Origin of the sequence: Affinundibacterium baiyunense (assembly GCF_018139645.1) — a bacterium.
Lineage (GTDB): Bacteria > Pseudomonadota > Gammaproteobacteria > Burkholderiales > Burkholderiaceae_D > Undibacterium > Undibacterium baiyunense.
Genome location: NZ_JAGSPM010000003.1, coordinates 273,834 through 296,914 on the forward strand (window position 1 = coordinate 273,834; position 23,081 = coordinate 296,914).

Consider the following 23,081-nt stretch of genomic DNA (forward strand, 5'->3'; position numbering starts at 1 on the left):
GTACTTTTGGAGACATTCCATGGCAAAGAACACAAGTATTACTCTAGGCGATCACTTTGACAACTTCATTTCTTCACAACTTGAGTCAGGCCGTTATGGCTCAGCGAGTGAAGTTGTAAGGGCTGGATTACGTCTACTTGAAGACTCGGAAAGCAAACTACAAACACTACGTCAAATGCTCATTCATGGCGAAGAAAGTGGCGTTGCCAATTACAATTACAAAGACTTTTTAGCTGAACTGGATGAAAAGAAGGACTAATGGAACTATTTCATTTAAGCAAAGAAGCCAAAAACGATTTGCATTCAATTGCTCTCTTCACAGAAAACCGTTGGGGTAGAACACAAAGAAATTTATACATCAAGCAATTGGACGATGCATTTTTTATGCTCGCACAAAATCCAAATTTGGGAATCTCATGCGACTACATTCGCGATGGATACCGGAAATTCCCACAAGGCAGCCATCTGATTTTCTACAAGCAGAGCCTTAAATCCACTATTTTGATCGTACGTATTTTGCATGAAAGTATGGATTACGAATCGGAGCTCTGACGGTATAACGTGAAAGCGGTCCGCTCGAATGACTGGTTCAGCCTCATCGCGATACCCCTGAAGCCACGATACTGACGACCCGCTCCATCATCTCCTTTGTGTCTTCGCCCCACATTGGGAACCAAATTACAAGCCGACCACTCCGGACCGGCCGAACAAGGTTGGGGCTACTCGCAATGGCATGACGATGAGCCTCCGCCGCCGCCTCAGTCGGGCAAGCTGAGACCGATACCGGGAGAGGAAAATTCTTGAGTTGATAGGCACCGTGTGCCGAAACTTCGCTGTGACGAAATCCATGCCGAACCGAGTAGAACCGATCTAGCAAGCCATCCTGCTTGAGGCGTTCGCCAAGTGCGAGCATTTCGGGAGTGGCAGGGTCAATTGGGCGCAAAAATGACCGATACGTCCACTCGCCTGCGACGAGAAGTAAGGCCACCAGAACGATTACCAGCGCGTACCGCATAGGCTCCTATGAGGCGAACGCCAAAATGACGAGATCGCCACAACGGTCATAAATTCAAGTGAAATAGTCATTAGCGATTCTCCGTCGATCGACATGTTAAGGCTGCCATAGAACTTCGATCTCTCCATCTACAAAACCTATGCCGACACCCTGTTTGAACTTCTCAGTGCCGGAATGGGACTTAATATACGATTGCAATAGAGATTTAACGTTAATTAAACATTCTTCCCAATCATCTCCAGAAAACAGCTTTGGAATAGGCGTCTGCCGAACCTCTGGCCCCCAAACTTCGTCGCAAGCCCAATCAGAATCATCTTCGTCGAATGATGCAGTACCCACCATTTCAATTCCGAATTTCACGTCATTTGTCTCAGCAACCTCAAATAAGTTAAACGAGAACGCAACCACAGAATTTGGAATGGTTTGCTGAAAGCAACTATCAATCCATTGCTTAAACTCTTCTTCGTAAGTCATATAAGGCCTCAACTAGATATAGGCGACACAATGTCGCCTAATAATTTAAGATGACGCATAACATTTTTCATTCATCGTCTCCAAAGGCTTGTAAACATTGGGTTTTCGGCACAGCGCTGCGCATTTGATCAGTATTAAAATTTCTGTGCAATACGTCATCATGTTTTTGCATTTTACCAAACACCTCGTCGAACCAAACCACACTTCTTACTTACCCTTCTTCTCCTCTTCCATTTCCTCTTTGCGCTTTTCTTTCCATTCACGCTCACGCGCGTCTATCACAGACAAATCGTAATATTTCACATCGGGATCAAGGCGGGCGATTTCTAATTGGGCTAGGGCTGCTGGTAGTGCACCTTCTAAGGCATAGGCCTCGGCTAAGGCGATATGTTGCAGTGCTTGTTTGCCTTCTGCGGCATAGGCTTTGGCGAGCAAGTGCTGTAACTTGGCTTCGCGGCGATATAGGCTGATTTGGTCACGCAGAAAAGCTTCGGCTTCTTTGTAGTTTTTTGCTTCGATCAATACTTCGGCATACTGATGCGCCAGACCGCGTGCTAATGGCAAGTCACGCAAGGCGACTTTAGCTTTGGCGACGGCTAAATCTGGGCGTTTTTTACCCATTTCAATATCGATCGCCAAACTCGCAAAAGCGCTGGTTTCTTTTAACCATTTTTTTTGATTTGGCAATTGCGCGATTTGCGCGGTTAATGCATCTAAGAGTTTTTCGGCTTTCAGAAAATCATTTTTTTTGTAGGCAACAAATGCCAAGCCGTAGTGTCCACTGAGCCGACTTTCTTCATTTCCATTTTTAATTTGATTTTCAAACGCGACCGCGGCATCGATCAAGCCTTGCGCTTTACTGTCTTGCAAAACACGTACGCGTGCTTGCGTCAAATAAAAATCTAAGCCATCAACGCGTTGGCGATAGCGTTCACCAAATAAGCGCCCTTGGATATCTGCCATCCGTTCACTGGTGAGTGGATGACTACGCAAATAAGACAAACCATTGTCAGTGTAGTTGCGCGACGCATGCTGCATACGTCCAAAAAACGCTAGCATACCCGCCGTATCGTAGCCGCCATCTTTGAGAATTTGAAAACCAATACGATCTGCCTCGCGCTCTGCATCACGACTAAAACTCAGTTGCCTTTGCATTGCTAAGCCTTGCCCGCCCATCACCATCGCCATGGCGGCGTCTGGGCTAGAGCGCGCAGCCAAAGCCGCCAAAATAATTGCGGCAATCGGAATTAAGAAATCATTTTTCTGATTGCCCAACATACGAGCGATATGCCGTTGTGACACATGCCCAATTTCATGTCCCATGACGGATGCTAGTTCAGATTCAGACTGCGCTGCCAAAATCAAGCCAGAATGGAAGCCTAAGAAACCACCTGGGAAGGCGAACGCATTTAAGACGGGATCGCGTACCGCAAAAAACTCAAACTCATAAGATTCTTCACCACGCGCATCGGGACGTTTATCCAATAAAGAATTGCCGAGCTTGGTCAAGTATTCAATCACCGGGCCATCTTCAAGGAAATCTGGATCACGCCTCACGCTACTCATAATTTGCTCACCAATCTTGCGCTCCATCATCGGCGACAAATCACCGCGCGCGGCATCTCCCAAGGTGGGTAAGCTTTGGTTCTTAGACGTACTCTGCGTACTGGTTGACGCTGACGACGGAACGGTAGAAATCGTGCCGGTTTGCGCATAGCCCACGGGAGACAAGATAAATGCACAGCCCAAACTCATCGAGAGCGTGAGCTGGATCAACTTAAAACGAAATTGCGGGAATTCTTTTTTCACGATGATATGATCACGAATTAGATTAAAAATGCGTTACAACAAACTTGCAGAGCTCACTTTTGTCTCATCATAACGAACCAAGTTTATCGCTTTTTAATGACAGCGTATCTTAACTTACAATCAATTCGAGTGTTTAATTATGACTAACAAAAATTCTACAAGTTCCTCGATTGAGGTAAATGGTGGCTTGACCCACTTTGATCAAGGTGGACAAGCGCATATGGTGGATGTTGGCGACAAAGATAGTACCCACAGAATCGCCCGCGCAGCTGGAAAAATTCGCATGCAAGCAGCGACCTTTGCCTTAATACAAAATGGTCATGCAAAAAAAGGCGATGTGATTGGCATCGCAAGAATTGCGGCGATTATGGCAGCCAAACGTACCAGCGATTTAATTCCTTTATGCCACCCATTAGCCTTGACCCGCGTCACGGTTGACTTTGAACTCGATGCAGCGAACCATGCCGTACTATGCCAAGCACAAGTCGAGACCTATGGCAAAACTGGTGTTGAAATGGAGGCCTTAACTTCGGTACAAATTGGTTTGCTCACGATTTATGACATGTGCAAAGCAGTTGATCGGGGTATGGTGATGAGTGATATTCGGGTGTTAGAAAAACATGGTGGTAAATCGGGGGATTGGACTGCGGTGATTGATTGAAGTGTTGTAAGTGGCCAATGTATCTTGTGTACCCCCTTCCCCTTGTAAGCATCGGTATCTAGACAAATCTGAGTTCTAATAACACTCCCTCTCCCGCAAGCGGGAGAGGGTTGGGGTGAGGGACGCTGACAAGCGAGAAAACATATCGACTGCATGTATTCTCAATACAGAACGCAGTAATTAAATCCATTTCTTCATTCTGGACTGCCCTCATCCCTGCCTTCTCCCGCTTGCGGGAGAAGGCGTTTCTAACCAAATCTGAACTTGTGTAGATAGCCATACCATGTAAGAGAGGGAATTCGTTCAAATTCACATTTGGATTTTGGATTGAAATCAACAAAACTCATCGATTCAACCAAACTTTGAAACAACTTCAAAGTTTAGGCAGCATCTGCCCTTCCCGCTCATAACGACTATGCCACGACAAGGCTTCGTCGAGAATGTGTGGTGTATGCATGCCACCTTGTCCTGCTTGTGCGTTATGTTGCGCACGCTGAACATAATCAAGCAAAGCAGGACGATAATCTGGATGGGCGCAGCGTTGAATAATTAATTCGGCGCGATGACGCGGAGCTACACCGCGTAAATCGGCTAAGCCCTGTTCGGTCACGATGATCTGTACATCGTGTTCGGTGTGATCAACATGACTGACCATTGGCACAATACAAGAGATCGCCCCGCCCTTGGCGGTCGATGGTGTCATAAACATCGACACATAGGCATTGCGAGCAAAATCACCTGAACCGCCAATGCCGTTCATGATGCGCGTTCCCATCACATGAGTGGAATTCACATTGCCATAAATGTCTGCTTCGAGCATGCCATTCATAGAGATGACACCAAGACGACGAATCAATTCGGGATGATTCGAAATTTCCTGTGGGCGCAAAATAATTTTGTCCCGATAGAAATCTAAGTTTTGCAAGAACTCTTGATTGGCGGTCGGGCTCAAAGATAAGGCAGTGGCTGAAGCCATCGTCATCTTGCCCGATTTAATCATCGCTAACATGCCGTCTTGCAGTACTTCGGTGAAGCCTGTTAAGTTTTCAAAGGAGCCACGATTCAAGCCCGCCAACACGGCATTCGCAATATTGCCTACACCTGATTGTAGAGGCAACAAAGCTGGCGGCATCCGCCCCATTTTTACCTCTTCTTCAAAAAACGCTAGGATATGAGACGCAATTTTTTCTGAGGTTTGATCTGGTGCATTAAATTCTGTATTTCGATCTGGTAAATCTGTTTCTACTACCGCGACGACTTTATTTAAATCGACTCGCAAATATGGTTCGCCGATTCGATCGCCAGTGTGCTCCATTGGAATTGGCTTACGGTGCGGTGGGCGTTCGGTACCATAATAAATATCGTGCATACCTTCAAGTGCGGCACTTTGATGTGCATTCACTTCTAAAATCACTTTATCCGCCTGATCAAGCCAAGTCTTATTATTGCCGACTGACGAAGATGGAATCAAACGTCCATCCGGCAGCACGCCAGCAACCTCAATCACGGCGACATTTAACTTACCCAAGAACCCAAACCAAACAATTTGCGCCACGTGAGATAGATGCAAATCGACATAATCCATTTGACCCGCATTAATCCGCGCACGACAAGTTGGATCAGATTGATAAGGCAAACGCATATTGATGCCACCAACTTTGGCTAGCGCCCCATCCAACTCAGGTGCGGTTGAAGCCCCAGTCCAAACACCAATACTAAACTTCTGGTCACCTTGATTGGCAAGTTCAATACGTCGCGCTAAAGCCTGTGGCAGCAATTTAGGATAACCCGCTCCCGTAAAACCACTCATGCCGACATGGTCACCGTTTTCTATCAACAACGCCGCACTCTCTGCGCTCATGATTTTTTGTTTTAATAAAGGATGTTGAATACGGGAAGAAAGCGTCATCTTTGTTTTCCTACATGGGTTGAATCAATCGAACGACTTTGGATTTAACGATCGCCTTAAGGTGCATTTCGCGCGGGCATCGTTGCAAATACAGTGGCGTAGCGCTCATCTGTTTTCGCTAAGGATTGCCAATAGTCGTAATACTCTGGATAGACAATCGGGTGCAGGCGCTGCAAACTCTGCATGACACGCTTGGCGGCATCAACTTGATCATTCAAAACATAGACTTGCGCTAATTTATCTAAAATATGCACATAGCCAAACCGATGGCTACAAGTAATAACAAACTGAATTTCTTCAGATGACATGCCACTGCGGGGCGTTACAAGCAAGAGTCTGAAATAATCAAAATAATCTGGCATCAAGGTCCAGCGCGGTGCTTGAATTTTTTCTTTAGGAATTAAGGCATAGTCTTTAGTTTGTCGAAAGGCGACAAAGCCATTTACAACACGATGATAATCAACCCAAGCAAAAGCCAAAATCGCAAAGCAAATCGCTGAGATAGCTTGCACCCATCCGCGAGAAATCTGCCAAGCCGCTTGTGGTTGCTGCAATTGATGTGCAGCTCCCAACATTACTCCGACCGGTAATAAAACATAGGCATACCAGAGCGGAAATTCAACCATACTATGCACCCCGACCGCTAACAACATCATGAGAATGAATGTTTTAGACTTGTCTCGATGTGCCTCGCGGCGCGCAAAATGCTTCCAAAACCACACAAATAAAATACCAAAAAATAAAATCGTAAAAGGCAAACCTAACTCGGCAGCAAAGTTCAAGACGATGTTATGTGAATGCTCTGCATAAATCGTCGAACTAAAGTCAGCAGCGACCGCGACTTGTTGCGCACCAAAACCAAACCATCCCGCGCCTAACCAAGGATGTGCACTAGCAATCGCCCATGCTTGCTGGAGTAACACAGAGCGTTCCGATCGTCCACCAAGACGCTCGCCCAAAGTACCGACTACAAAACCTAAATACTTCGCTATTGTCGGTAAAGTAATCACCAAACTCGCATAGATCACCAACAAACTCAGCATACCAAGCAAAGTTAATCTTGCATTGGTCTTGCGTAGATACACGATTAACACGAATAAACTAGGCAGAATAATCCACCCAATGCGCGACTGTGTTAGCGCCAATCCCCACAACAAAAACACCGCGACACACCAAGCAAGCTTGCCAGGCAAACGCGTACTTTCTAACAACCACCACAAAGCGGCAAAGCCAAAACAAATCAACAAAGCCAACTGATTTGGTTGCGCTACATTGGCAAATGCGCGGATAGGATTGACGCCATCATTACTCATATACATCACAATCGGACGCCAATCCATGCCCATAATTTGCACCTGCTGCATCAGAACAGATAACACAGCGGCGAGCAAATAAACTACCGCAAACATTTGACATAGATCATCCGCATTGCCATTCAGTTTGACCCAACTAGCGCCTAATGACATTGCCAAGGCTGTGCAAAATAAAAGAAATAAGGGGTAATAAATTGTCGTCAGCAAAGTCAATCCGAGCAAACTTTGCAAGCCCAAGAAAGAAAACAACAGCACTGCACCTCCAGCAATTGCTGGGACAATCAATTTCGCTTGAGAAAAAACAAACAGTGGGATCAAAGCCAAGAAAACCCCCACCACCACAGCAAACTCATGATAGAAGCTTCGATAAGGATGAATATGACCAGAATAGAGTTGCGCGAACAATAAACAAAGTCCGAACAAAATGATGGAAAGCTTCGTAGTATTTTTAAGAAACATCTTTTCTAGATATAATTTTGAAAGGCAGTTATTCGACAGCGTGGATTCACTAGATTGAATAAGTCGACAGAGTCGATCACTTCAATGATTAAGGCTCGCTATTGAAAACTGAATTGAATGCACCTATTTTAAACGATGATTTTTTGCTGGTCGCGTCAGATTGACTGAGCACCAGCACTATTTTCAGCCAGTTTTCATTTTCTAGCAGTAAGAACGCCAATTCACTCAAGCTTATTTTCGAGAATATTTATGTTGACACATCGTCTTTCAAGTTTAAGCCGACTCCAAGCATTTGGTTTTCATTTTCTAGCAAGTGCGTCGGTAATCGCCGTAATTTTTGGTTTGGTTAAACTCGTTTGGTATCCAAACCAATTATTTGAAGCAGCGAATGGTTTTGAACTACTAAAAATTCTAGTCTTAGTCGATCTGGTTTTAGGTCCACTAATTATGCTGATCATCTTTAATCCTAAAAAGAAATCACTAAAGTTTGACGTCAGCGCAGTTCTGATCTGTCAATTGATGTTCTTGGCCTATGGCGTATGGTCATTGTATGCGGTACGTCCCGTTTATATCGCCTATGTAGAAAACCAATTTTTTCTCGTAAAAGCGAATGAAATCGAAGACGGCGATCTAGACAAGGTAGAACACGCGCAATTCAAAAAATTGCCCCTATTTGGTCCGGTGTTTGTCGGCACCAAAGCGCCAGAATCAGATAAAAAACGGGAAGAAATTATGTTTGCAAAATTGGGGGGGATGGGCATACAAAATCTCCCTCAGTTTTATGCTCCGATTGAAGATGTTCAAGCGCAAGTTCGCGCGAATGGCAAACTGCCATCCCAGTTAAATACAAATAATGAAGATAAAGAACAATTGGAGAATATGCTCGAAAAAGCAGAGAAGCAGGGACAAAAAATCCTATTCTCTCCTTTGCAAACAAAAGGGCGACAATTATTTGTTGCCATCGATGGCACGAGTGGGCAGCCTTTACGCGTGAACTAGGCGAAACTACGGCAAAACTAAGTAGGCGTTCCTAAGCCTAAATAAAAAAACGAGACCAATTTGTTGGTCTCGTTTTTTTGAACTTAATTAACTTAACTGAGCTGAACTGAGTTTAATCTAGCTGGAACTCCATTTTTGTTCCAGATAAATCAATTTCATCTCCGTGCGCTAATACGCGAGGACGCGCATCGGTTGCTTCACCATTAATTTTTGGGAAAACTTTTCCTTCTACAAAATTAATTTTAAAACGATTGCCATCACGTGCGATCGAAACGACCAAAATCCCTGGGCTACCCAAGGTTGTCACCGGTTTCGACAAAATCATTTCTTTGCCAGCATTTGAACCATTGAGCACTTTGATCTTTCCTACTTTTAAAGTCTCGTCTGGCGACACCTGATAGTTATCCACCTCAACAATAAATTTAAGCTGATACTTCCCCAATTCAATCACATCATCGTTCTGTAACTGATGCTTTTTAATTGGTTGTCCATTCACCGAAGTACCGTTGGTGCTACCTAAATCGAGAATAAAAGTGCCTTCTGAAGTTGTATCAATAGCAGCGTGGCGCCCACTCACGGCAAGATGGTCTAACACTAAATCATTTCCTGGACGACGCCCGATATTGATACGAGCGCGGTCAATACTGATCTCTTTTTGCACTTGACCATTAAAATTCACCACAACTTTTGCCATAATCTATCCGCTAGATACAAAATAAAATGAAATAAAAATAACGCGTTACTTGTTTTTTAACTAGCAAAAATATACTCCATAAACCCACGTTCATGCAATTCTTTGACGCGTATTAAAACAACGGAAATATTGTCAAATCCACCTTGACGATTAGCCAAATACACTAAAGTCTTGCAACAGGTATCCAAATCCTCAGATTGCTCTCTCAAGACAGTTTGTATATGAATCTGATCGAGCATATCACTCAAACCATCAGAACACAGTACGAAAATATCACCAACACGCATTGCATGCTCGTGCACTTCAACTTCAATCTCATCATTTGAACCGACCGCACGTGTAATTAAGTTCTTGATTGGAGAGAGGTGTGCATCTGCCTGCGAAATCAAGCCCGCATCAATTTGAGCCTGTAATACAGAATGATCGCGGGTAATTTGCTCTAAATAATTTTCACGAAATAGATAAGCACGAGAATCGCCAACATGACCAATCACCAACTTATCGTAGTGACAAAGTGCAGCAACGATGGTGGTACCCATGCCAAAGTTATCTGGATTCTTATTCGCCTGCTCTATTACCTTTTGATTAGCGTAGACGATAGCGTCTTGTACCCACTTTTCAGAGATGGAAGATTGCCAAGGTAAGCGTGGCATCCAAGTCGCATCAAGGCTATTTCGAATCTGCTCACGAACCAAGTCAACACTCATTTGACTGGCGACCTCGCCCGCATTATAGCCACCCATGCCGTCAGCCAAAATGGCAAGGCCAAGCTCAGGAGAAATAACAATTGCATCCTCATTATGACTGCGGACAAGTCCGGTGTCTGAATGACTAGCAAATTCCAGAACTGTTTGTGCGGGCATGAAGGAAAATAATTAAGGCAACATTAAAATAAAGAAATCTCGTGTACTCAGATTGTTAAACTTAACGAGCTTACCATTAAGCTAAAGCATTATGAACTTAGTTTGCAAATTTTAATGTTTCAATAGCGCAACTACAACATTTTTCGACGTGTTTTTTATTTCCGCACAAAAAAATAAGGGAGCGATTGCTCCCTTATTTTTTTAGATCAATTTATGAGAATCAAGCATATTGATTAATTCTCATTATGACGCAAACAGACATTATCAAATTACAGCATTGCTTTCAGCAAACGCGCCATTTCAGATGGGTTCTTAGTTGCTTTGATACCGCATTCTTCCATGATGTCTAATTTTGCTTGCGCAGTGTCAGCACCACCAGAAATCAAGGCACCTGCGTGACCCATACGTTTGCCTGGAGGCGCAGTCACACCAGCGATGAAACCAACGACTGGCTTCTTCATGTTGTCACGTACCCAGTAAGACGCATTCGCTTCATCTGGACCACCGATTTCACCGATCATGATCACAGCGTCTGTATCTGGATCGTCGTTGAACATCTTCATGACGTCGATGTGTTTCAAACCATTGATTGGATCGCCACCGATACCAACCGCAGAAGATTGACCCAAGCCGAGCGCGGTCAATTGACCGACCGCCTCGTATGTCAATGTACCAGAGCGGGAAACCACGCCGATACGACCTTTACGGTGGATGTGACCTGGCATAATGCCGATCTTGATTTCGTCTGGTGTGATCAAACCTGGGCAGTTAGGGCCGAGCAATTTTGTTTTGCTACCCGCTTTAGCCATGCGGTCTTTCAACATCATCATGTCACGAACAGGAATACCTTCAGTGATACAGATCGCCAAATCGAGTTCCGCTTCAACGGCTTCCCAGATCGCAGCTGCTGCGCCTGCTGGTGGAACGTAGATGACGGAAACTGTTGCGCCTGTCGCAGCTTTCGCTTCAGAGACATTCGCGTAAATTGGAATGCCTTCGAAATCTTCGCCAGCTTTCTTAGGATTCACGCCTGCAACGAAGCAGTTTTTGCCGTTCGCGTAATCGCGGCACATACGTGTATGGAACTGGCCTGTTTTACCAGTGATACCTTGTGTAATGACTTTAGTGTCTTTATTAATCAGGATACTCATATATTCCTCTATCTCGTCATTCCCGCAAAAGCGGGAATCCATGTTAATTTAGTAGCTCTGGATACAGGTCTCGCCACTCAGAATTGGTTTTCTCGACTAACTCGATCTTCCAAACACGATTCCATTTCTTAAGCTGTTTTTCGCGCTTTATGGCTTCGCTTATATCTTCATGAACTTCAAACCATACCAATTTTTTCAAACCATACTTTGCACTAAACCCATCAACAAACGATTCTTTATGTTGCCAAATTCGTTTAATCAAATCTGAAGTCACACCGATATAAAGTGTTCCTCGCGGCTTATCAGAAAGTATGTAGGTATAACTCAACATCTGTAAATGGATTCCCGCTTTCGCGGGAATGACGCATTTATGTTATTTATGACTAGCAGCAGCGGCAACAACCTTCTGCGCGGCTTCTTCCATCGTGTCTGCAGAGATGATAGGCAAACCAGAGTCAGCCAACATTTTCTTACCGATATCTTCGTTTGTACCTTTCATACGTACCACCAAAGGCACTTGCAAGGACACTGCTTTAGACGCAGTGATCACGCCTTCTGCAATCACGTCACAACGCATAATGCCACCGAAGATGTTGACCAAGATCGCTTTCAAGCCTGGGTTTTTCAACATGATCTTAAATGCTTCAGTCACTTTTTCTGCAGTTGCTCCACCACCTACGTCGAGGAAGTTAGCTGGCTCGCCGCCGAACAATTTGATGGTATCCATGGTTGCCATCGCTAAACCTGCACCGTTCACTAAGCAGCCAATGTTGCCGTCGAGCGAAATGTAAGCAAGGTCAAATTTAGATGCTTCGATTTCAGCTGGATCTTCTTCATCCAAATCGCGGTAAGCGACGATTTCTGGTTGACGGAACAAGGAGTTCGCGTCGAAGTTAAATTTCGCATCAAGAGCGATCACTTTGCCTGAACCAGTCAAAATCAATGGATTGATTTCAGCTAAAGAACAATCTGTTTCCATGAAAGCTTTGTACAAGCCTTTCAATTGAACACGAGCGTCTTCGATAGAACCTTCTGGCACACCGATTTTACGGGAGATGTCATCTGCTTGCGCATCTTGCAAACCAGCCGTTGGATCGATCGCGATAGAGTGGATCAATTCCGGATGTTTTTCCGCCACTTCTTCGATGTCCATACCGCCTTCGGAGGATGCCATCAACACCACGCGTTGGCTGATACGGTCAGTTACCATACTGACGTACAGTTCTTTCTTAATATCCGCGCCTTCTTCGATCAACAAACGACGCACTTTTTGACCTTCTGGGCCAGTTTGGTGTGTCACCAATTGCATACCCATGATCGCGTCTGCGTATTCGCGTACTTGCTCCATGGATTTAGCAACTTTAACGCCACCACCTTTACCACGGCCACCGGCGTGAATTTGTGCTTTGACTACCCATACTGGACCGCCTAAAGTTTCAGCAGCCTTGACTGCTTCTTCAACGGACATGCATGGGATACCGCGCGGTACGGTCACTCCGAATTTACGGAGGATTTCTTTACCCTGATACTCATGGATTTTCATACGACTTCCCTTCAGACACTGAGGTATTAGTTAAAAAGTAAAACAAAATAATTTGGATCAATTACTGCCAACAAACAAAACCATGCTGCAACATCTTCATGAATTCGATGAACTAAAAATTTATATTCCTTAGCTCATCTACACAATTCTCAAGCCCATACAAAAAAACGCGACGACCATCCTTGGTGTCACGTTTTATCAATCAGTTGGGAATCAAAACTTTGCTTAATTCATTTGCGCCAGTTTCACAGGTATCAACATGAACTCTATGGTCGTACGCCTGCACACCGCACATTTTTGCGAGAGCGCGAAAGACCGAATTGGACTTCATCGAGTAAGCCCAAATTGTAGTGAATGTTGTTGAGGACATCATGCCTGCTGGCGGCAATTCAAATATAAAAAGCCACAATTGCGTGCGTTATCGTAGCTTCTACCATAACAGCCGCTCTTGCGGCGTTGCAAAAAACCTGTGGATTTTAGCACAGCTAAAGCATGAATTCTATTTTTTGGTTAGACCACTTTTCAGGAAAACCCGCTTAAAAATATGAAACATCCTGCGTTTTCGCAAAAAATTGCATTTTCTCAAATAACTCAAATGAAAATTTACTTAAGTCCGTAAAACATAAACTGGTATTCACTCATCGAAGCTCTCACGTGGCTGCTTTAATGCAAAGTTAATTGCGCGACTTGAGAAGCCACGTTGTGCCAAAAATTGCATTTGCTTGGCTTTCTCTCGGTGATCGGCAGGCGGTGCGCTAAATTTTCTCCACAAAACATCAACGGCTCTTTGTGACTCAGTTGCCTCTAGATCATCTTTAATTTCTTCTAAATCTTCCTTGTTTAGTTGATGGCTCTGCAATTCCGCTAATATTTTCTGGTTACCAAATCGCCCTTGACGCTTATGTACCAAAGCTTCTGAGAAACGTTGATCTGAAAGAAATTTTGATTCTTCTAGCCAGTTCAATAATCCATTCAATTCGTCGTCATCTTGCGCATACGCAGAAAGTTTGCGTGCCAGCTCAATGCGGCTATATTCACGCATAGACAGATAACGTAAGGCGCGGCCTTTTAAACTAAGTTTAGGTTTCAGCATATTTGTTTTTAGACATCTGACTTGTACATCAACTAGGTCACGCGTGTTTTAAGCATCTTTCACGCGTCTAGTTCAAAGAAGGTACTCACATCGCTACACATAAAAAAAGTCGACCACTTGTTTCCAAGTAAGTCGACTTAAGACTAACGTGATCTTTCCTATTCACCGAGCTTATGTCTGCATAAGCTCTAATTAACTATTCTTCAACCAGTGCCGGCAACAAAGGTACGCCTAACTGCTCACGCACTTTGTTTTCAATTTCATGCGCTAATGCTGGTCGTTCGATCAGGAAGTTTCTTGCATTATCTTTGCCTTGACCAATTTTTTCGCCGTTATAGCTATACCAAGAGCCAGATTTCTCAACAATCTTACAATCCGCGCCCAAATCCAAAATCTCACCCTCGCGTGAAGTACCTGCACCATACAAGATATCAAAATGCGCTTCTTTAAATGGTGGCGCTACTTTATTCTTGACCACTTTCACTTTGGTCTCATTACCAACTACTTCGTCACCTGCTTTAATTGATCCAGTACGACGAATATCCAAACGAACTGAAGCATAGAATTTCAAAGCATTACCACCAGTTGTAGTCTCTGGGCTACCAAACATCACACCAATTTTCATACGAATCTGGTTAATAAAGATCACCAAAGTATTGGTACGATTGATGCTACCAGTTAATTTACGCAAAGCTTGCGACATCAAACGTGCTTGCAAACCAGGCAAAGAATCACCCATATCACCTTCGATCTCGGCCTTTGGTGTTAATGCAGCGACGGAATCGACTACCACTAAATCGACACTACCAGATCGCACCAATGCGTCTGTAATTTCTAGCGCTTGCTCACCAGTATCTGGCTGAGAAATCAACAAATCGTTTAAATTCACACCAAGCTTTTGCGCGTAGCCAACGTCTAAGGCATGCTCCGCATCGATAAACGCGCAAGTGCCGCCCAACTTCTGCATTTCAGCAATGACTTGCAACGTCAGCGTCGTTTTACCAGAAGATTCAGGGCCGTAAATTTCTACAACACGTCCGCGTGGCAGGCCACCAACACCTAAAGCAATGTCCAAGCCCAAGGAGCCAGTAGAGACAACTTGAATCTCTTCAACTGGTGCGCCATCCGCTAAACGCATGATAGAGCCTTTACCAAATTGCTTTTCAATTTGCGCTAAGGCCGCAGCTAAGGCTTTACTTTTGTCGGCGCTATTATCAGTTTTTCTGTCGTCCATGATTTCTTCCTGGTTAGTACAAAGATGTATGTCAAATAATGTCGTGATACTTGCGAACTTGTTCTATCGTAAATAAAGTCGCTAAAAACTGCTTAAACCACTGAATGTCGACACTGTATAAAAAATCAGTAGTTTGTGCAAGCTTCTTTTAAAATATTTTTTTATCGTTGGATTTCGGTTATTTTTGTCGAAATTCTTTTAATTCTGAATTTTGTTCACTTAATTCTGAACTCAATAAGTGAAATGAACCTATATAATTCAGATACTTAAATTCAATGGAAATGGATGGCAAAAATACATCCGAGTTAAGTAGAAACCAGTCCCTTAATGGGATCATCCCCATCGTATGTCGCTCTAGCTATAACATCAATAGACTCTGCTTTTCCTGATACAAGCAACTTGTTTTGTTCTTTTGCATAATTTAAGAACTGCCCTTCCCAAGTAGTATCAATATATTGATAAAGCCCTTTAGGCTGACTCTTACCGGACGCATTTCCTAACTCATTTACATCAAATCCGGATTCAATATTCGCCTGAATGACAGCCTCATTGATTACACGAGCAGAGTAGCCACTAGCTTTGCCCAAAGCCACAATACGTTCTATGAACAATCTATGTACTTGCGCGATATTCTTTAAATTCTCTAATTTGTGACCCATTACAATCACCTCAAATTTATTCAAATAGTTGTTGTTTTCAGTTAATCCAACTTTAAAAAAAATAGGCTCAACGCCCAAGATTTTTTGCATGGTTCCTAATTTTCCAAAAGTAGACTTGGAAAAACCTTTAACAATCCCTCCCTGCCAAGAGCCGCCCAATATAAAGCGATGTCGTTTGGCGTAATATCTCGTTTTGCTCTATCAGGAATTTGCCCCCAAGCATTCAATATTCGCTGAGGTTCATTGACTGCTGAAAAAGTGCCCATAAAATTGCAAATCCAAATCACCCGAAACTCCCACGATTTGTTTTCTAATTCTTGAATTCGATTATTTTCGCCCCCTAGCCATTCCAATGCATCTCGATTCTTTTCTTCCAACAAATAAGACCCTAAATGCGCCTTAAGATTTTCATAAAATTTACCCTCTACACCCAATTCGACCCTATATACAACAGAAGACTTATTTCCCAATGGACTACTGCCAGGAATACAAGGTCTTATTCCACAAAATTTCTTTCCCAAACTACTTTGCAGAAACACCTTGAGCGCTTGTACTTGTCTCAGCGTAGGGAGCTCTTGAGCTTCCTTTGGTAATACCTCCATCGTATGACTTTCAACATAAACCGATCTGGTCGCACTATCATAATTTAAAGCACTATTTCCAAATTTTGCATGCACTTCTAAAGTGGAGCCAAGTAAGCCAGTCTTAGGATCAAAACTGTAGTACCGTGCATTCAAATCCTCACTATGAATTGTGGAAAAAAGAATGACTTCTTGACCTCGACTCTTTGCCAACAAAAAGCTCGGGCAAATACGATAATGATTTGAACGAACATTCATATTTTTTCGAATATTTGAACGTTTGCATTGCTGCTCCCACTCGATGTCTTTTGTCTGATAAAAACCTGGCTCATCGGCAAGCAAATCTCTTTCTTGTGGAAATTCAAAGGTCTCTATGCCATCAAAATATTGGCTAAATACAAGCGCTCCCTTCCTCCGCGTCATCAACAATTTATGAGGTGCCCCAGAAAAATAATGCGGATCACCCTTGGAATACCCCTTACTTTCTTCTATGTCCTCTAACCAATGAAAAATAGCAAAGTCGACGTCTCCAACCACGATTTTTTGAATGGCAAATCGTTCATATTTGCGCGTATCAATCTCAGGTTTCAGTACACGCAATTGAGCAGAAGCCAATTTCCAATCCACATCGAAAGATTGCTCACCGCCCAAAAAAATGTCGCTCATTTTCAGTCTCCACTCTGGAGACATTCTCATTTGGCTTTTATCTATATAATCATCACTTCGATTCGATTTCTCAGCACCCTCGTTCGGCATTGAAGGCGCGGTTTTTTGTGCGAAAACACTAGGACTCAAGGTCATTGCAATCAACCAAACTACTCCTACTACAAGCCAAAGAAAATGTATGCAATCCTTCAATTTCGATCTTGATTCTTTTTGATTCATTGATGTGCCTCCACTAAAAACGAGAGAAAATACTTCCTCATTGCTAATTTACTAGGTGAAACAAATACAAAATAAGACTCATTTTTTACCATCCGTCATTTTCGCATCGATCACTCTCCGCAACTCGGAAGCAACAAAAACATCTCCCGACGTAAAGATTCACAAACCAACTAAATCATAAGTAGCAAGTTGATCCGCCGTTTCTGGTAACTTTCTTTCCGCTGCAGGTGGATTAAAAAACTGCACAGTACATTTTGCGATCTTGCTAGTTCCTGCGTGATATTCATTCATGGCCAATAATTTGAAACTATAGAAACTGGACTTCCGCCCACTTTGTAGACAACTTTTAAACTCTAAATTGAAATCATTCAAAAACCCGGGATGACTCATCTGATTAAGATTTCTCACTCGCGGCATACGATTGAAGAAAATTCCGATGTATTAGCAAATACAAGTGGTAGACAGATTCCGAGTGGGCTCAAAAATCAAATCGGTGACCTCAACAGTCACATCGAATAAATTGCACCAAAATCCGATGTCAATTAATTGCAAATAGAAAAATAGTCAAAAGAAATATAAAAACACTACTATAGAATTTGCTCCACCGAAGAATTCAAAATCAAGCGAACAAAATCCTTAGTAATTCAGAATTAGATGATTTTCTTGTTCAAAATTAACTCAAACGCTAAAACGTAACTGTTTGATTCCACTAGAATCGGAGTTCAAAATTAATAGAACATCGACACTAAGAAAATTCAATCTTCCGCCACAACCCCACAAAACCTACAATAGCTAAAATTTTATCTTACAAATACTTTATCGAGCTCAACAGCCTATGTCCAAACCTAATAATTTCGCCAATGAACACCGCTCCTATCTTCAAGCTCAATTGATCGATGCGAATCAACTTGATACTCTCAAAAACTGGTATCCGATCAGCATCGATGAAAAAACTGGGGAGCTAATTTGGCGGGATATGCGGGATCAACGATTTAGTGCGTCATTTTTCCAAGACTCCTTACATGATCAAGCGCATGACCAACGTCGTGTCTGCAAGACTAAACTTGATGCCTTAGACAAATTCGATGATTTTATTCAACCAAGCGCGTTTATTTTTCATGTGTCACGTTGCGGATCGACTTTGATGACGCAAATGTTGAGCACTTTATCGCACTGCATCGTTCTATCTGAACCGCCAGTCATTGATATGTTTTTTAATACGATGAAAGAATCGAAAGAAACCAATATCGCGACATTTCGAAAACTAATTCATGCGCTAGGCCAGAGGCGTTTTGCCAATGAAAAAAATGTGATCATCAAATTAGATAGTTGGCATTTAGGGCAAATTCGTTTTATCCGTGAAGCCTTTCCTAACACGCCTATGCTATTTCTCTATCGGGAGCCGACACAAGTTTTAGCATCGCACCAGCGTCAACGCGGTCCACAAATGATTCCCGATTTTGTTAACTTTGGCGACTTACAAGTTGAGTACAGCACACTATCGCCTGGCGATTTAGACGCATTCTGTCTTGCAGTGCTTGATCAATTCTATTCAGCGGCGATTCAGCATCACGCGATGAGTGGACTACAACTGATTAATTACAGTGAGTTACCAGCGATCATTTGGGAGAAATTGCTAAGTCAATTGGCGATTGACTGCAATCCTGAAGAATTAGCGCAGATGAAAGCACGCTCACAATTTCATTCGAAGCATCCTCAAAACTCCTTCGAAGGAGATCCAACATCACAACAAGCGCATCCGCACTTATCTATTACGCAAGAGCGCTATCAACAGTTGGAAAACTTGCGACTAAAGACAGTGGGAGCAGTGGCATAAAACCGAACATGCCAAATCAATATGACGATAGGCCTTGCGATCAGCAGACTACAAAGATCGATTAAGCCGCAATCAGTCTCCGTGCCATCCCATGTGAAGTCCACAACTGATTATCGCGGTCAACAATCAAAGCGTCGACTCCGGCAAGTTGCTGTATTTTGATGCGGCCAGCTTGTGCACCACTCACCATAATTGCGGTACCCAAGCCATTAATTTTTTCCAGATTCTCGCTGACCAAAGTCACGCCTCGTGGTCCATGCGTTGGATAACCTGTTTTTGGATCAAGAATGTGATGCAAGCGCTTGCCATCTTGGATCAAAAAGCGCTCATAGTCACCTGATGAGGCGACGAAGCCTTTATTCAAAGAAATCGTACCAAGTAGTTTTTCAGGATGACGTGGATCGCGAAAGCCGATGCGCCAATCGCGACCATTGAGCTGACCCTGTACTAAGACGTCTCCACCACCATTGATCATAGCGTTGCTAACACCAAGCTCTAATAGCTTCTTCATGCCCGCTTGCAGAATCGGTAGTTTCGCAATGCCGCCTAAATCAAGTCGCATTCCACGTTTTGTCAAATAAGCGGTGCTACGACGTTCATCAAGCACGAGACCTTGAGAACCGATCAGCGGTAGTTGCTCCGCAATTTGTTGCGGCGTGGCGATGGAAGGATGAGCTGCATCAAAACTCCAATTCTTGAATGCACCCACTGTGCTATCAAAAGCACCTTGACTACTCAATGCAACTGCCTTTGCCATCTTTAACACCTGCATTAGCTCGCCAGGAATATTCACTGGCTGCACTCCAGCAGCAAGGTTGATCGCATTGAGCACACTATCGCTACGATATCGACTCATCATGTCAGTGAGCCGATTCATTTCAGCAAACGCTGCGTTTGCAGCGAAGCTCATTAATTGACTATCCGCATTTTGCAAAGTAAGTTCGAGCTTCGTCCCCATCAATATCTTTGATGATTGATGAATATCTGTCTTTGCAAGCACAGGTGGGATCACCAATCCACAAGCGAGCAATGGAATGCTACGTACTAAACGACGACGACTCAGTGATACGGGAGATTTATTTAACATAGCAATTGACAGACATGATACTCGACGAAACTGCGCTGACGCGAAACGAGCGATGACGCTTAAAAAGTTTAAGAGTTACTATAAGAAGAAAGCTCAAAGACAAATCAAGCAAACATGCAGATTCCAAGTTTCGCGTGCATTTTCTCGGAAAAATTAGCGCGACTGATCGACCATAAAATCGACTGTCGCTTTAATTTCATCATCGCTTAAATTAGGTGCACCACCACGTGCGGGCATTTGCCCTTTGGCACCGGTAAAACCTTCCAACGCATGCTTATACAAAACGTCCATCCCCTGTGCAATACGTGGTCCCCAGTCAGCTTTATCACCTGGCTTAGGTGCACCAGCAACATTCGCTGCATGGCACATCGAGCAAGTCTGTCCATACACTTTTTTGCCCACAGTATTTTCTGCAGCAACTGGCGCAGCTGCTGCTGGTGCTGAAGCTGCTGCAACAGCGACCGTGCTTGCAGAACCCGCACTCGCTGGCTCCGCGGCTTTATTATTACAAGCACTGATACTGAGCAGACCTGCTAAACCAATGAGTTTGAAGAGTAAGGTAGTTGATTTCATTTTCTTCCTTTAAGACACTTTAAGAATCCTGAAGACTCTTTGAGATTGATAGATTAACGCAGACACATACAAAAATAATCGACTTTATTAGTGTCGCATACCAAAGCTTGCGCAAACGCAAATCGTCCGCATAAAGCATTCCAATTTTTTTCTTTCTTGACTCGCGTCAATTTATTTTTTTTATCGATGACGCACTATCGCTGCCAGTTGTTATGTTTATTAACCATGGCCATCGAATCTGAATTGTTGATTCGGATTAAACCAGCCAATAAGGACCACATCATGAGTCAAGACAAAACCAAAGAAGTCGCAACACCTGCTTTAGGACGCCGCAAATTTCTCAATACCGCTGCGATTGCTAGCTTAGGTACGCTGGTTGCATGTAATGAAAAACCAGGTAGTGCAGCCGCCAGCGCCTCCTCTGCTAGCGCAGCTGGACATGCAGCGAGTAGTGCATCGCATTTGAAACCTGGTGAGCTTGATACTTATTATGGTTTGTGGAGCGGTGGTCATACTGGCGACATGCGTGTCTTAGGTTTACCTTCTGGCCGCGAAATTCATCGCATTCCTTGCTTTGTTCCCGATGCCTTAGTCGGCTGGGGTGTGACCAATGAATCTAAGAAAATCATGGGCACCAAAGCGGATGGCAGTTTGAAATATACAGTTGCAGATTCGCACCATACCCATGCTTCCTACAAAGACGGTAACTACGATGGTCGTTACGCTTGGATCAACGATAAGATCAATAGCCGTATCGCACGTATTCGTCTTGATTACTTCGTTTGCGACAAGATCACCCAACTGCCTAACGTACAAGGCTTTCACGGCATCTTCCCTGATAAACGCGATCCAGTTGATGAAAAAATCAATTACACAACACGCGTATTCTGTGGCGGTGAATTTGCAATCCCTATGCCAAATACGGGTAGCGAAGATAGTAGTAAATATCGTTCCATGTTTAGTTGCGTTGACGCAGAAACCATGGAAGTTCGCTGGCAAGTGCTGATCGATGGTAATTGCGATTTGGTAGCTACCTCTTACGACGGAAAATTAGCTGCGACGAATCAATACAACACCGAAATGGGCGCGCATTATGAAGACATGATGTCCGCCGAACGTGATGCCTGCTTGTTCTACAACGTGGCACGTATCGAAGCTGCTGTAAAAGCGGGCAAATTCAAAACCATCGGTGATTCAAAAGTGCCTGTCGTTGACGGTACACGCGAAGCGAATAAAGATCCAAAAACCGCACTCACTGCGTATGTCTCTGTGCCAAAGAATCCGCATGGCGTTAACGCAAGTCCCGACGGCAAATATTTCATTTGCGCTGGCAAACTGTCACCTACTGGTACCGTAATTGACTTGTCTAAAGTATTGGATTGGTTCGATGGCAAATCAGAAAAATTAGACGCCGCAATCGTCGCTGAAGTTGAACTCGGCTTAGGCCCATTGCACACCGCGTTTGATGGTCGCGGCAATGCTTACACAACACTCTTCCTCGACAGCCAAGTGGTGAAATGGAATGTGGAAGCCGCAATTAAATTCCATGCCGGTGATAAGAATGCAAAATATGTGGTTGATCGCCTCGATGTGCAATATCAACCTGGTCACTTGAATGCATCACAATCTGAAACCAAAGCTGCTGATGGTAAGTATTTGGCGGTTGGTTGTAAATTCTCGAAAGATCGCTTCTTGCCTGTCGGTCCTTTGCATCCAGAAAATGAACAAATGATTGACATTTCTGGCGACAAAATGGTCTTGATGGCAGATCATCCTGTACGCGGTGAGCCACATGATTTCATTATTTTCAAACGTGATTTGGTTCGTCCAAAACAAGTCTATGATTTGAATGATTTCCCGAACGCGATCAAAGATCCAAAAGAATCTGGCGTGGTACGTAATGGCAAAAAAGTGACCGTGAAAATGACTTCTCAAGCGCCGGCATTTAGTCTGCGTGAATTCACTGTTAAGAAAGGTGATGAAGTCACTTTGATTTTGACTAATCTAGACAAGATTGAAGACTTAACCCACGGCTTTGCGATTCCTAATCACAACGTCAACTTTATCGTCAATCCACAAGAAACTGCCTCTGTCACCTTCATCGCCGGCAATCCAGGCGTGTACTGGTGTTATTGCACTCACTTCTGCCACGCTCTGCATTTAGAAATGCGCACTCGCATGATCGTGGAAGCCTAACCCGGTAGTTGTAGCTCCGGTGGCGTCTGGGAATTTTCTGGGCGCC

At 43.7% G+C, this 23,081-nt stretch carries 22 protein-coding genes; 6 read left to right on the top strand and 16 right to left on the bottom strand.

Annotation, left to right across the window (positions count from 1 at the left end; translation table 11 throughout):
• Positions 1-19 precede the first annotated feature (19 nt).
• Both KDM92_RS06820 and KDM92_RS18960 read left to right on the top strand, forming a co-directional pair.
• Complete coding sequence (locus KDM92_RS06820; protein WP_212683639.1) at positions 20-259, top strand: type II toxin-antitoxin system ParD family antitoxin; 240 nt, start codon at positions 20-22, stop codon at positions 257-259.
• Complete coding sequence (locus tag KDM92_RS18960) at positions 259-552, top strand: type II toxin-antitoxin system RelE/ParE family toxin (protein ID WP_212683640.1); 294 nt, start codon at positions 259-261, stop codon at positions 550-552. The genes KDM92_RS06820 and KDM92_RS18960 overlap by 1 nt, the downstream gene beginning before the upstream one ends.
• Before the next feature lie 559 nt (positions 553-1,111).
• Here the strand turns inward: KDM92_RS18960 and KDM92_RS06830 are convergent.
• Positions 1,112-1,489 (bottom strand): hypothetical protein, encoded by a 378-nt coding sequence (locus KDM92_RS06830; protein WP_212683641.1) that lies wholly within the window; start codon positions 1,487-1,489, stop codon positions 1,112-1,114.
• A gap of 207 nt (positions 1,490-1,696) precedes the next feature.
• On the bottom strand, positions 1,697-3,298 hold the full coding sequence (locus tag KDM92_RS06835; RefSeq protein WP_329603134.1) for a M48 family metalloprotease: 1,602 nt from the start codon (positions 3,296-3,298) through the stop codon (positions 1,697-1,699).
• 139 nt (positions 3,299-3,437) lie between these two features.
• On the opposite strand from KDM92_RS06835, the gene moaC reads away from it, so the two are divergent.
• The gene (gene moaC, locus KDM92_RS06840) at positions 3,438-3,959 is read left to right on the top strand and encodes a cyclic pyranopterin monophosphate synthase MoaC (protein ID WP_212683642.1); all 522 of its coding nucleotides are present in this window, start codon (positions 3,438-3,440) and stop codon (positions 3,957-3,959) included.
• Between the two features lie 373 nt (positions 3,960-4,332).
• Here the strand turns inward: moaC and KDM92_RS06845 are convergent, their stop codons facing one another.
• A complete protein-coding gene (locus KDM92_RS06845; RefSeq protein WP_212683643.1) occupies positions 4,333-5,868 on the bottom strand; it encodes an acetyl-CoA hydrolase/transferase family protein in 1,536 nt (511 codons plus the stop codon).
• Between the two features lie 56 nt (positions 5,869-5,924).
• Entirely contained in the window at positions 5,925-7,640 is a 1,716-nt protein-coding gene (locus KDM92_RS06850; protein WP_212683644.1) for a PglL family O-oligosaccharyltransferase, read from the bottom strand.
• A gap of 249 nt (positions 7,641-7,889) precedes the next feature.
• Here KDM92_RS06850 and tfpZ point away from each other — a divergent pair, with 249 nt between their 5' ends.
• The gene (gene tfpZ / locus KDM92_RS06855) at positions 7,890-8,639 is read left to right on the top strand and encodes a TfpX/TfpZ family type IV pilin accessory protein (protein ID WP_212683645.1); all 750 of its coding nucleotides are present in this window, start codon (positions 7,890-7,892) and stop codon (positions 8,637-8,639) included.
• Positions 8,640-8,751: 112 nt separating this feature from the next.
• On the opposite strand, the gene KDM92_RS06860 is transcribed toward tfpZ, so the two are convergent.
• The 10 genes from KDM92_RS06860 to KDM92_RS18730 form a co-directional block, all read right to left on the bottom strand.
• Complete coding sequence (locus KDM92_RS06860) at positions 8,752-9,333, bottom strand: FHA domain-containing protein (RefSeq protein ID WP_212683646.1); 582 nt, start codon at positions 9,331-9,333, stop codon at positions 8,752-8,754.
• 56 nt (positions 9,334-9,389) lie between these two features.
• Positions 9,390-10,196, bottom strand: a complete 807-nt coding sequence (locus tag KDM92_RS06865) for a Stp1/IreP family PP2C-type Ser/Thr phosphatase (protein WP_212683647.1) — start codon at positions 10,194-10,196, stop codon at positions 9,390-9,392.
• Between the two features lie 269 nt (positions 10,197-10,465).
• On the bottom strand, positions 10,466-11,347 hold the full coding sequence (gene sucD / locus KDM92_RS06870) for a succinate--CoA ligase subunit alpha (RefSeq protein WP_212683648.1): 882 nt from the start codon (positions 11,345-11,347) through the stop codon (positions 10,466-10,468).
• Between the two features lie 43 nt (positions 11,348-11,390).
• On the bottom strand, positions 11,391-11,678 hold the full coding sequence (locus KDM92_RS06875) for a GIY-YIG nuclease family protein (RefSeq protein ID WP_212683649.1): 288 nt from the start codon (positions 11,676-11,678) through the stop codon (positions 11,391-11,393).
• Positions 11,679-11,720: 42 nt separating this feature from the next.
• On the bottom strand, positions 11,721-12,905 hold the full coding sequence (gene sucC / locus KDM92_RS06880; protein WP_268972769.1) for an ADP-forming succinate--CoA ligase subunit beta: 1,185 nt from the start codon (positions 12,903-12,905) through the stop codon (positions 11,721-11,723).
• Between the two features lie 619 nt (positions 12,906-13,524).
• Entirely contained in the window at positions 13,525-13,983 is a 459-nt protein-coding gene (gene recX, locus KDM92_RS06885; RefSeq protein ID WP_212683651.1) for a recombination regulator RecX, read from the bottom strand.
• A gap of 196 nt (positions 13,984-14,179) precedes the next feature.
• The gene (recA, locus tag KDM92_RS06890; RefSeq protein WP_212683652.1) at positions 14,180-15,217 is read right to left on the bottom strand and encodes a recombinase RecA; all 1,038 of its coding nucleotides are present in this window, start codon (positions 15,215-15,217) and stop codon (positions 14,180-14,182) included.
• 305 nt (positions 15,218-15,522) lie between these two features.
• The gene (locus tag KDM92_RS06895) at positions 15,523-15,966 is read right to left on the bottom strand and encodes a hypothetical protein (RefSeq protein ID WP_212683653.1); all 444 of its coding nucleotides are present in this window, start codon (positions 15,964-15,966) and stop codon (positions 15,523-15,525) included.
• Positions 15,967-15,971: 5 nt separating this feature from the next.
• Complete coding sequence (locus tag KDM92_RS06900; RefSeq protein ID WP_212683654.1) at positions 15,972-17,342, bottom strand: hypothetical protein; 1,371 nt, start codon at positions 17,340-17,342, stop codon at positions 15,972-15,974.
• 159 nt (positions 17,343-17,501) lie between these two features.
• Positions 17,502-17,633, bottom strand: coding sequence for a hypothetical protein (locus KDM92_RS18730; protein WP_268972707.1), 132 nt, complete (start codon positions 17,631-17,633; stop codon positions 17,502-17,504).
• Positions 17,634-18,177: 544 nt separating this feature from the next.
• Here KDM92_RS18730 and KDM92_RS06905 point away from each other — a divergent pair.
• Positions 18,178-19,179: a hypothetical protein gene (locus tag KDM92_RS06905; RefSeq protein WP_212683655.1), complete on the top strand. Its 1,002-nt coding sequence runs from the start codon at positions 18,178-18,180 to the stop codon at positions 19,177-19,179.
• A 61-nt stretch (positions 19,180-19,240) separates the two neighbouring features.
• Here the strand turns inward: KDM92_RS06905 and KDM92_RS06910 are convergent, their stop codons facing one another.
• Together KDM92_RS06910 and KDM92_RS06915 are read right to left on the bottom strand one after the other, a co-directional pair.
• Entirely contained in the window at positions 19,241-20,266 is a 1,026-nt protein-coding gene (locus KDM92_RS06910; protein ID WP_212683656.1) for an FAD:protein FMN transferase, read from the bottom strand.
• Between the two features lie 153 nt (positions 20,267-20,419).
• A complete protein-coding gene (locus KDM92_RS06915; protein WP_212683657.1) occupies positions 20,420-20,839 on the bottom strand; it encodes a c-type cytochrome in 420 nt (139 codons plus the stop codon).
• A gap of 282 nt (positions 20,840-21,121) precedes the next feature.
• On the opposite strand from KDM92_RS06915, the gene nosZ reads away from it, so the two are divergent.
• Positions 21,122-23,035: a TAT-dependent nitrous-oxide reductase gene (gene nosZ, locus KDM92_RS06920; RefSeq protein WP_212683785.1), complete on the top strand. Its 1,914-nt coding sequence runs from the start codon at positions 21,122-21,124 to the stop codon at positions 23,033-23,035.
• Positions 23,036-23,081 lie beyond the last annotated feature (46 nt).

Coding starts and splice junctions, on each gene's coding strand:
- KDM92_RS06820 (WP_212683639.1), top strand. CDS start 20: ATGGCAAAGAACACAAGTATTACTCTAGGCGATCACTTTGACAACTTC.
- KDM92_RS18960 (WP_212683640.1), top strand. CDS start 259: ATGGAACTATTTCATTTAAGCAAAGAAGCCAAAAACGATTTGCATTCA.
- KDM92_RS06830 (WP_212683641.1), bottom strand. CDS start 1,489: ATGACTTACGAAGAAGAGTTTAAGCAATGGATTGATAGTTGCTTTCAG.
- moaC (WP_212683642.1), top strand. CDS start 3,438: ATGACTAACAAAAATTCTACAAGTTCCTCGATTGAGGTAAATGGTGGC.
- KDM92_RS06845 (WP_212683643.1), bottom strand. CDS start 5,868: ATGACGCTTTCTTCCCGTATTCAACATCCTTTATTAAAACAAAAAATC.
- KDM92_RS06850 (WP_212683644.1), bottom strand. CDS start 7,640: ATGTTTCTTAAAAATACTACGAAGCTTTCCATCATTTTGTTCGGACTT.
- tfpZ (WP_212683645.1), top strand. CDS start 7,890: ATGTTGACACATCGTCTTTCAAGTTTAAGCCGACTCCAAGCATTTGGT.
- KDM92_RS06860 (WP_212683646.1), bottom strand. CDS start 9,333: ATGGCAAAAGTTGTGGTGAATTTTAATGGTCAAGTGCAAAAAGAGATC.
- KDM92_RS06865 (WP_212683647.1), bottom strand. CDS start 10,196: ATGCCCGCACAAACAGTTCTGGAATTTGCTAGTCATTCAGACACCGGA.
- sucD (WP_212683648.1), bottom strand. CDS start 11,347: ATGAGTATCCTGATTAATAAAGACACTAAAGTCATTACACAAGGTATC.
- KDM92_RS06875 (WP_212683649.1), bottom strand. CDS start 11,678: ATGTTGAGTTATACCTACATACTTTCTGATAAGCCGCGAGGAACACTT.
- recX (WP_212683651.1), bottom strand. CDS start 13,983: ATGCTGAAACCTAAACTTAGTTTAAAAGGCCGCGCCTTACGTTATCTG.
- recA (WP_212683652.1), bottom strand. CDS start 15,217: ATGGACGACAGAAAAACTGATAATAGCGCCGACAAAAGTAAAGCCTTA.
- KDM92_RS06895 (WP_212683653.1), bottom strand. CDS start 15,966: ATGCAAAAAATCTTGGGCGTTGAGCCTATTTTTTTTAAAGTTGGATTA.
- KDM92_RS06900 (WP_212683654.1), bottom strand. CDS start 17,342: ATGAATCAAAAAGAATCAAGATCGAAATTGAAGGATTGCATACATTTT.
- KDM92_RS18730 (WP_268972707.1), bottom strand. CDS start 17,633: ATGAATGAATATCACGCAGGAACTAGCAAGATCGCAAAATGTACTGTG.
- KDM92_RS06905 (WP_212683655.1), top strand. CDS start 18,178: ATGTCCAAACCTAATAATTTCGCCAATGAACACCGCTCCTATCTTCAA.
- KDM92_RS06910 (WP_212683656.1), bottom strand. CDS start 20,266: ATGTTAAATAAATCTCCCGTATCACTGAGTCGTCGTCGTTTAGTACGT.
- KDM92_RS06915 (WP_212683657.1), bottom strand. CDS start 20,839: ATGAAATCAACTACCTTACTCTTCAAACTCATTGGTTTAGCAGGTCTG.
- nosZ (WP_212683785.1), top strand. CDS start 21,122: ATGAGTCAAGACAAAACCAAAGAAGTCGCAACACCTGCTTTAGGACGC.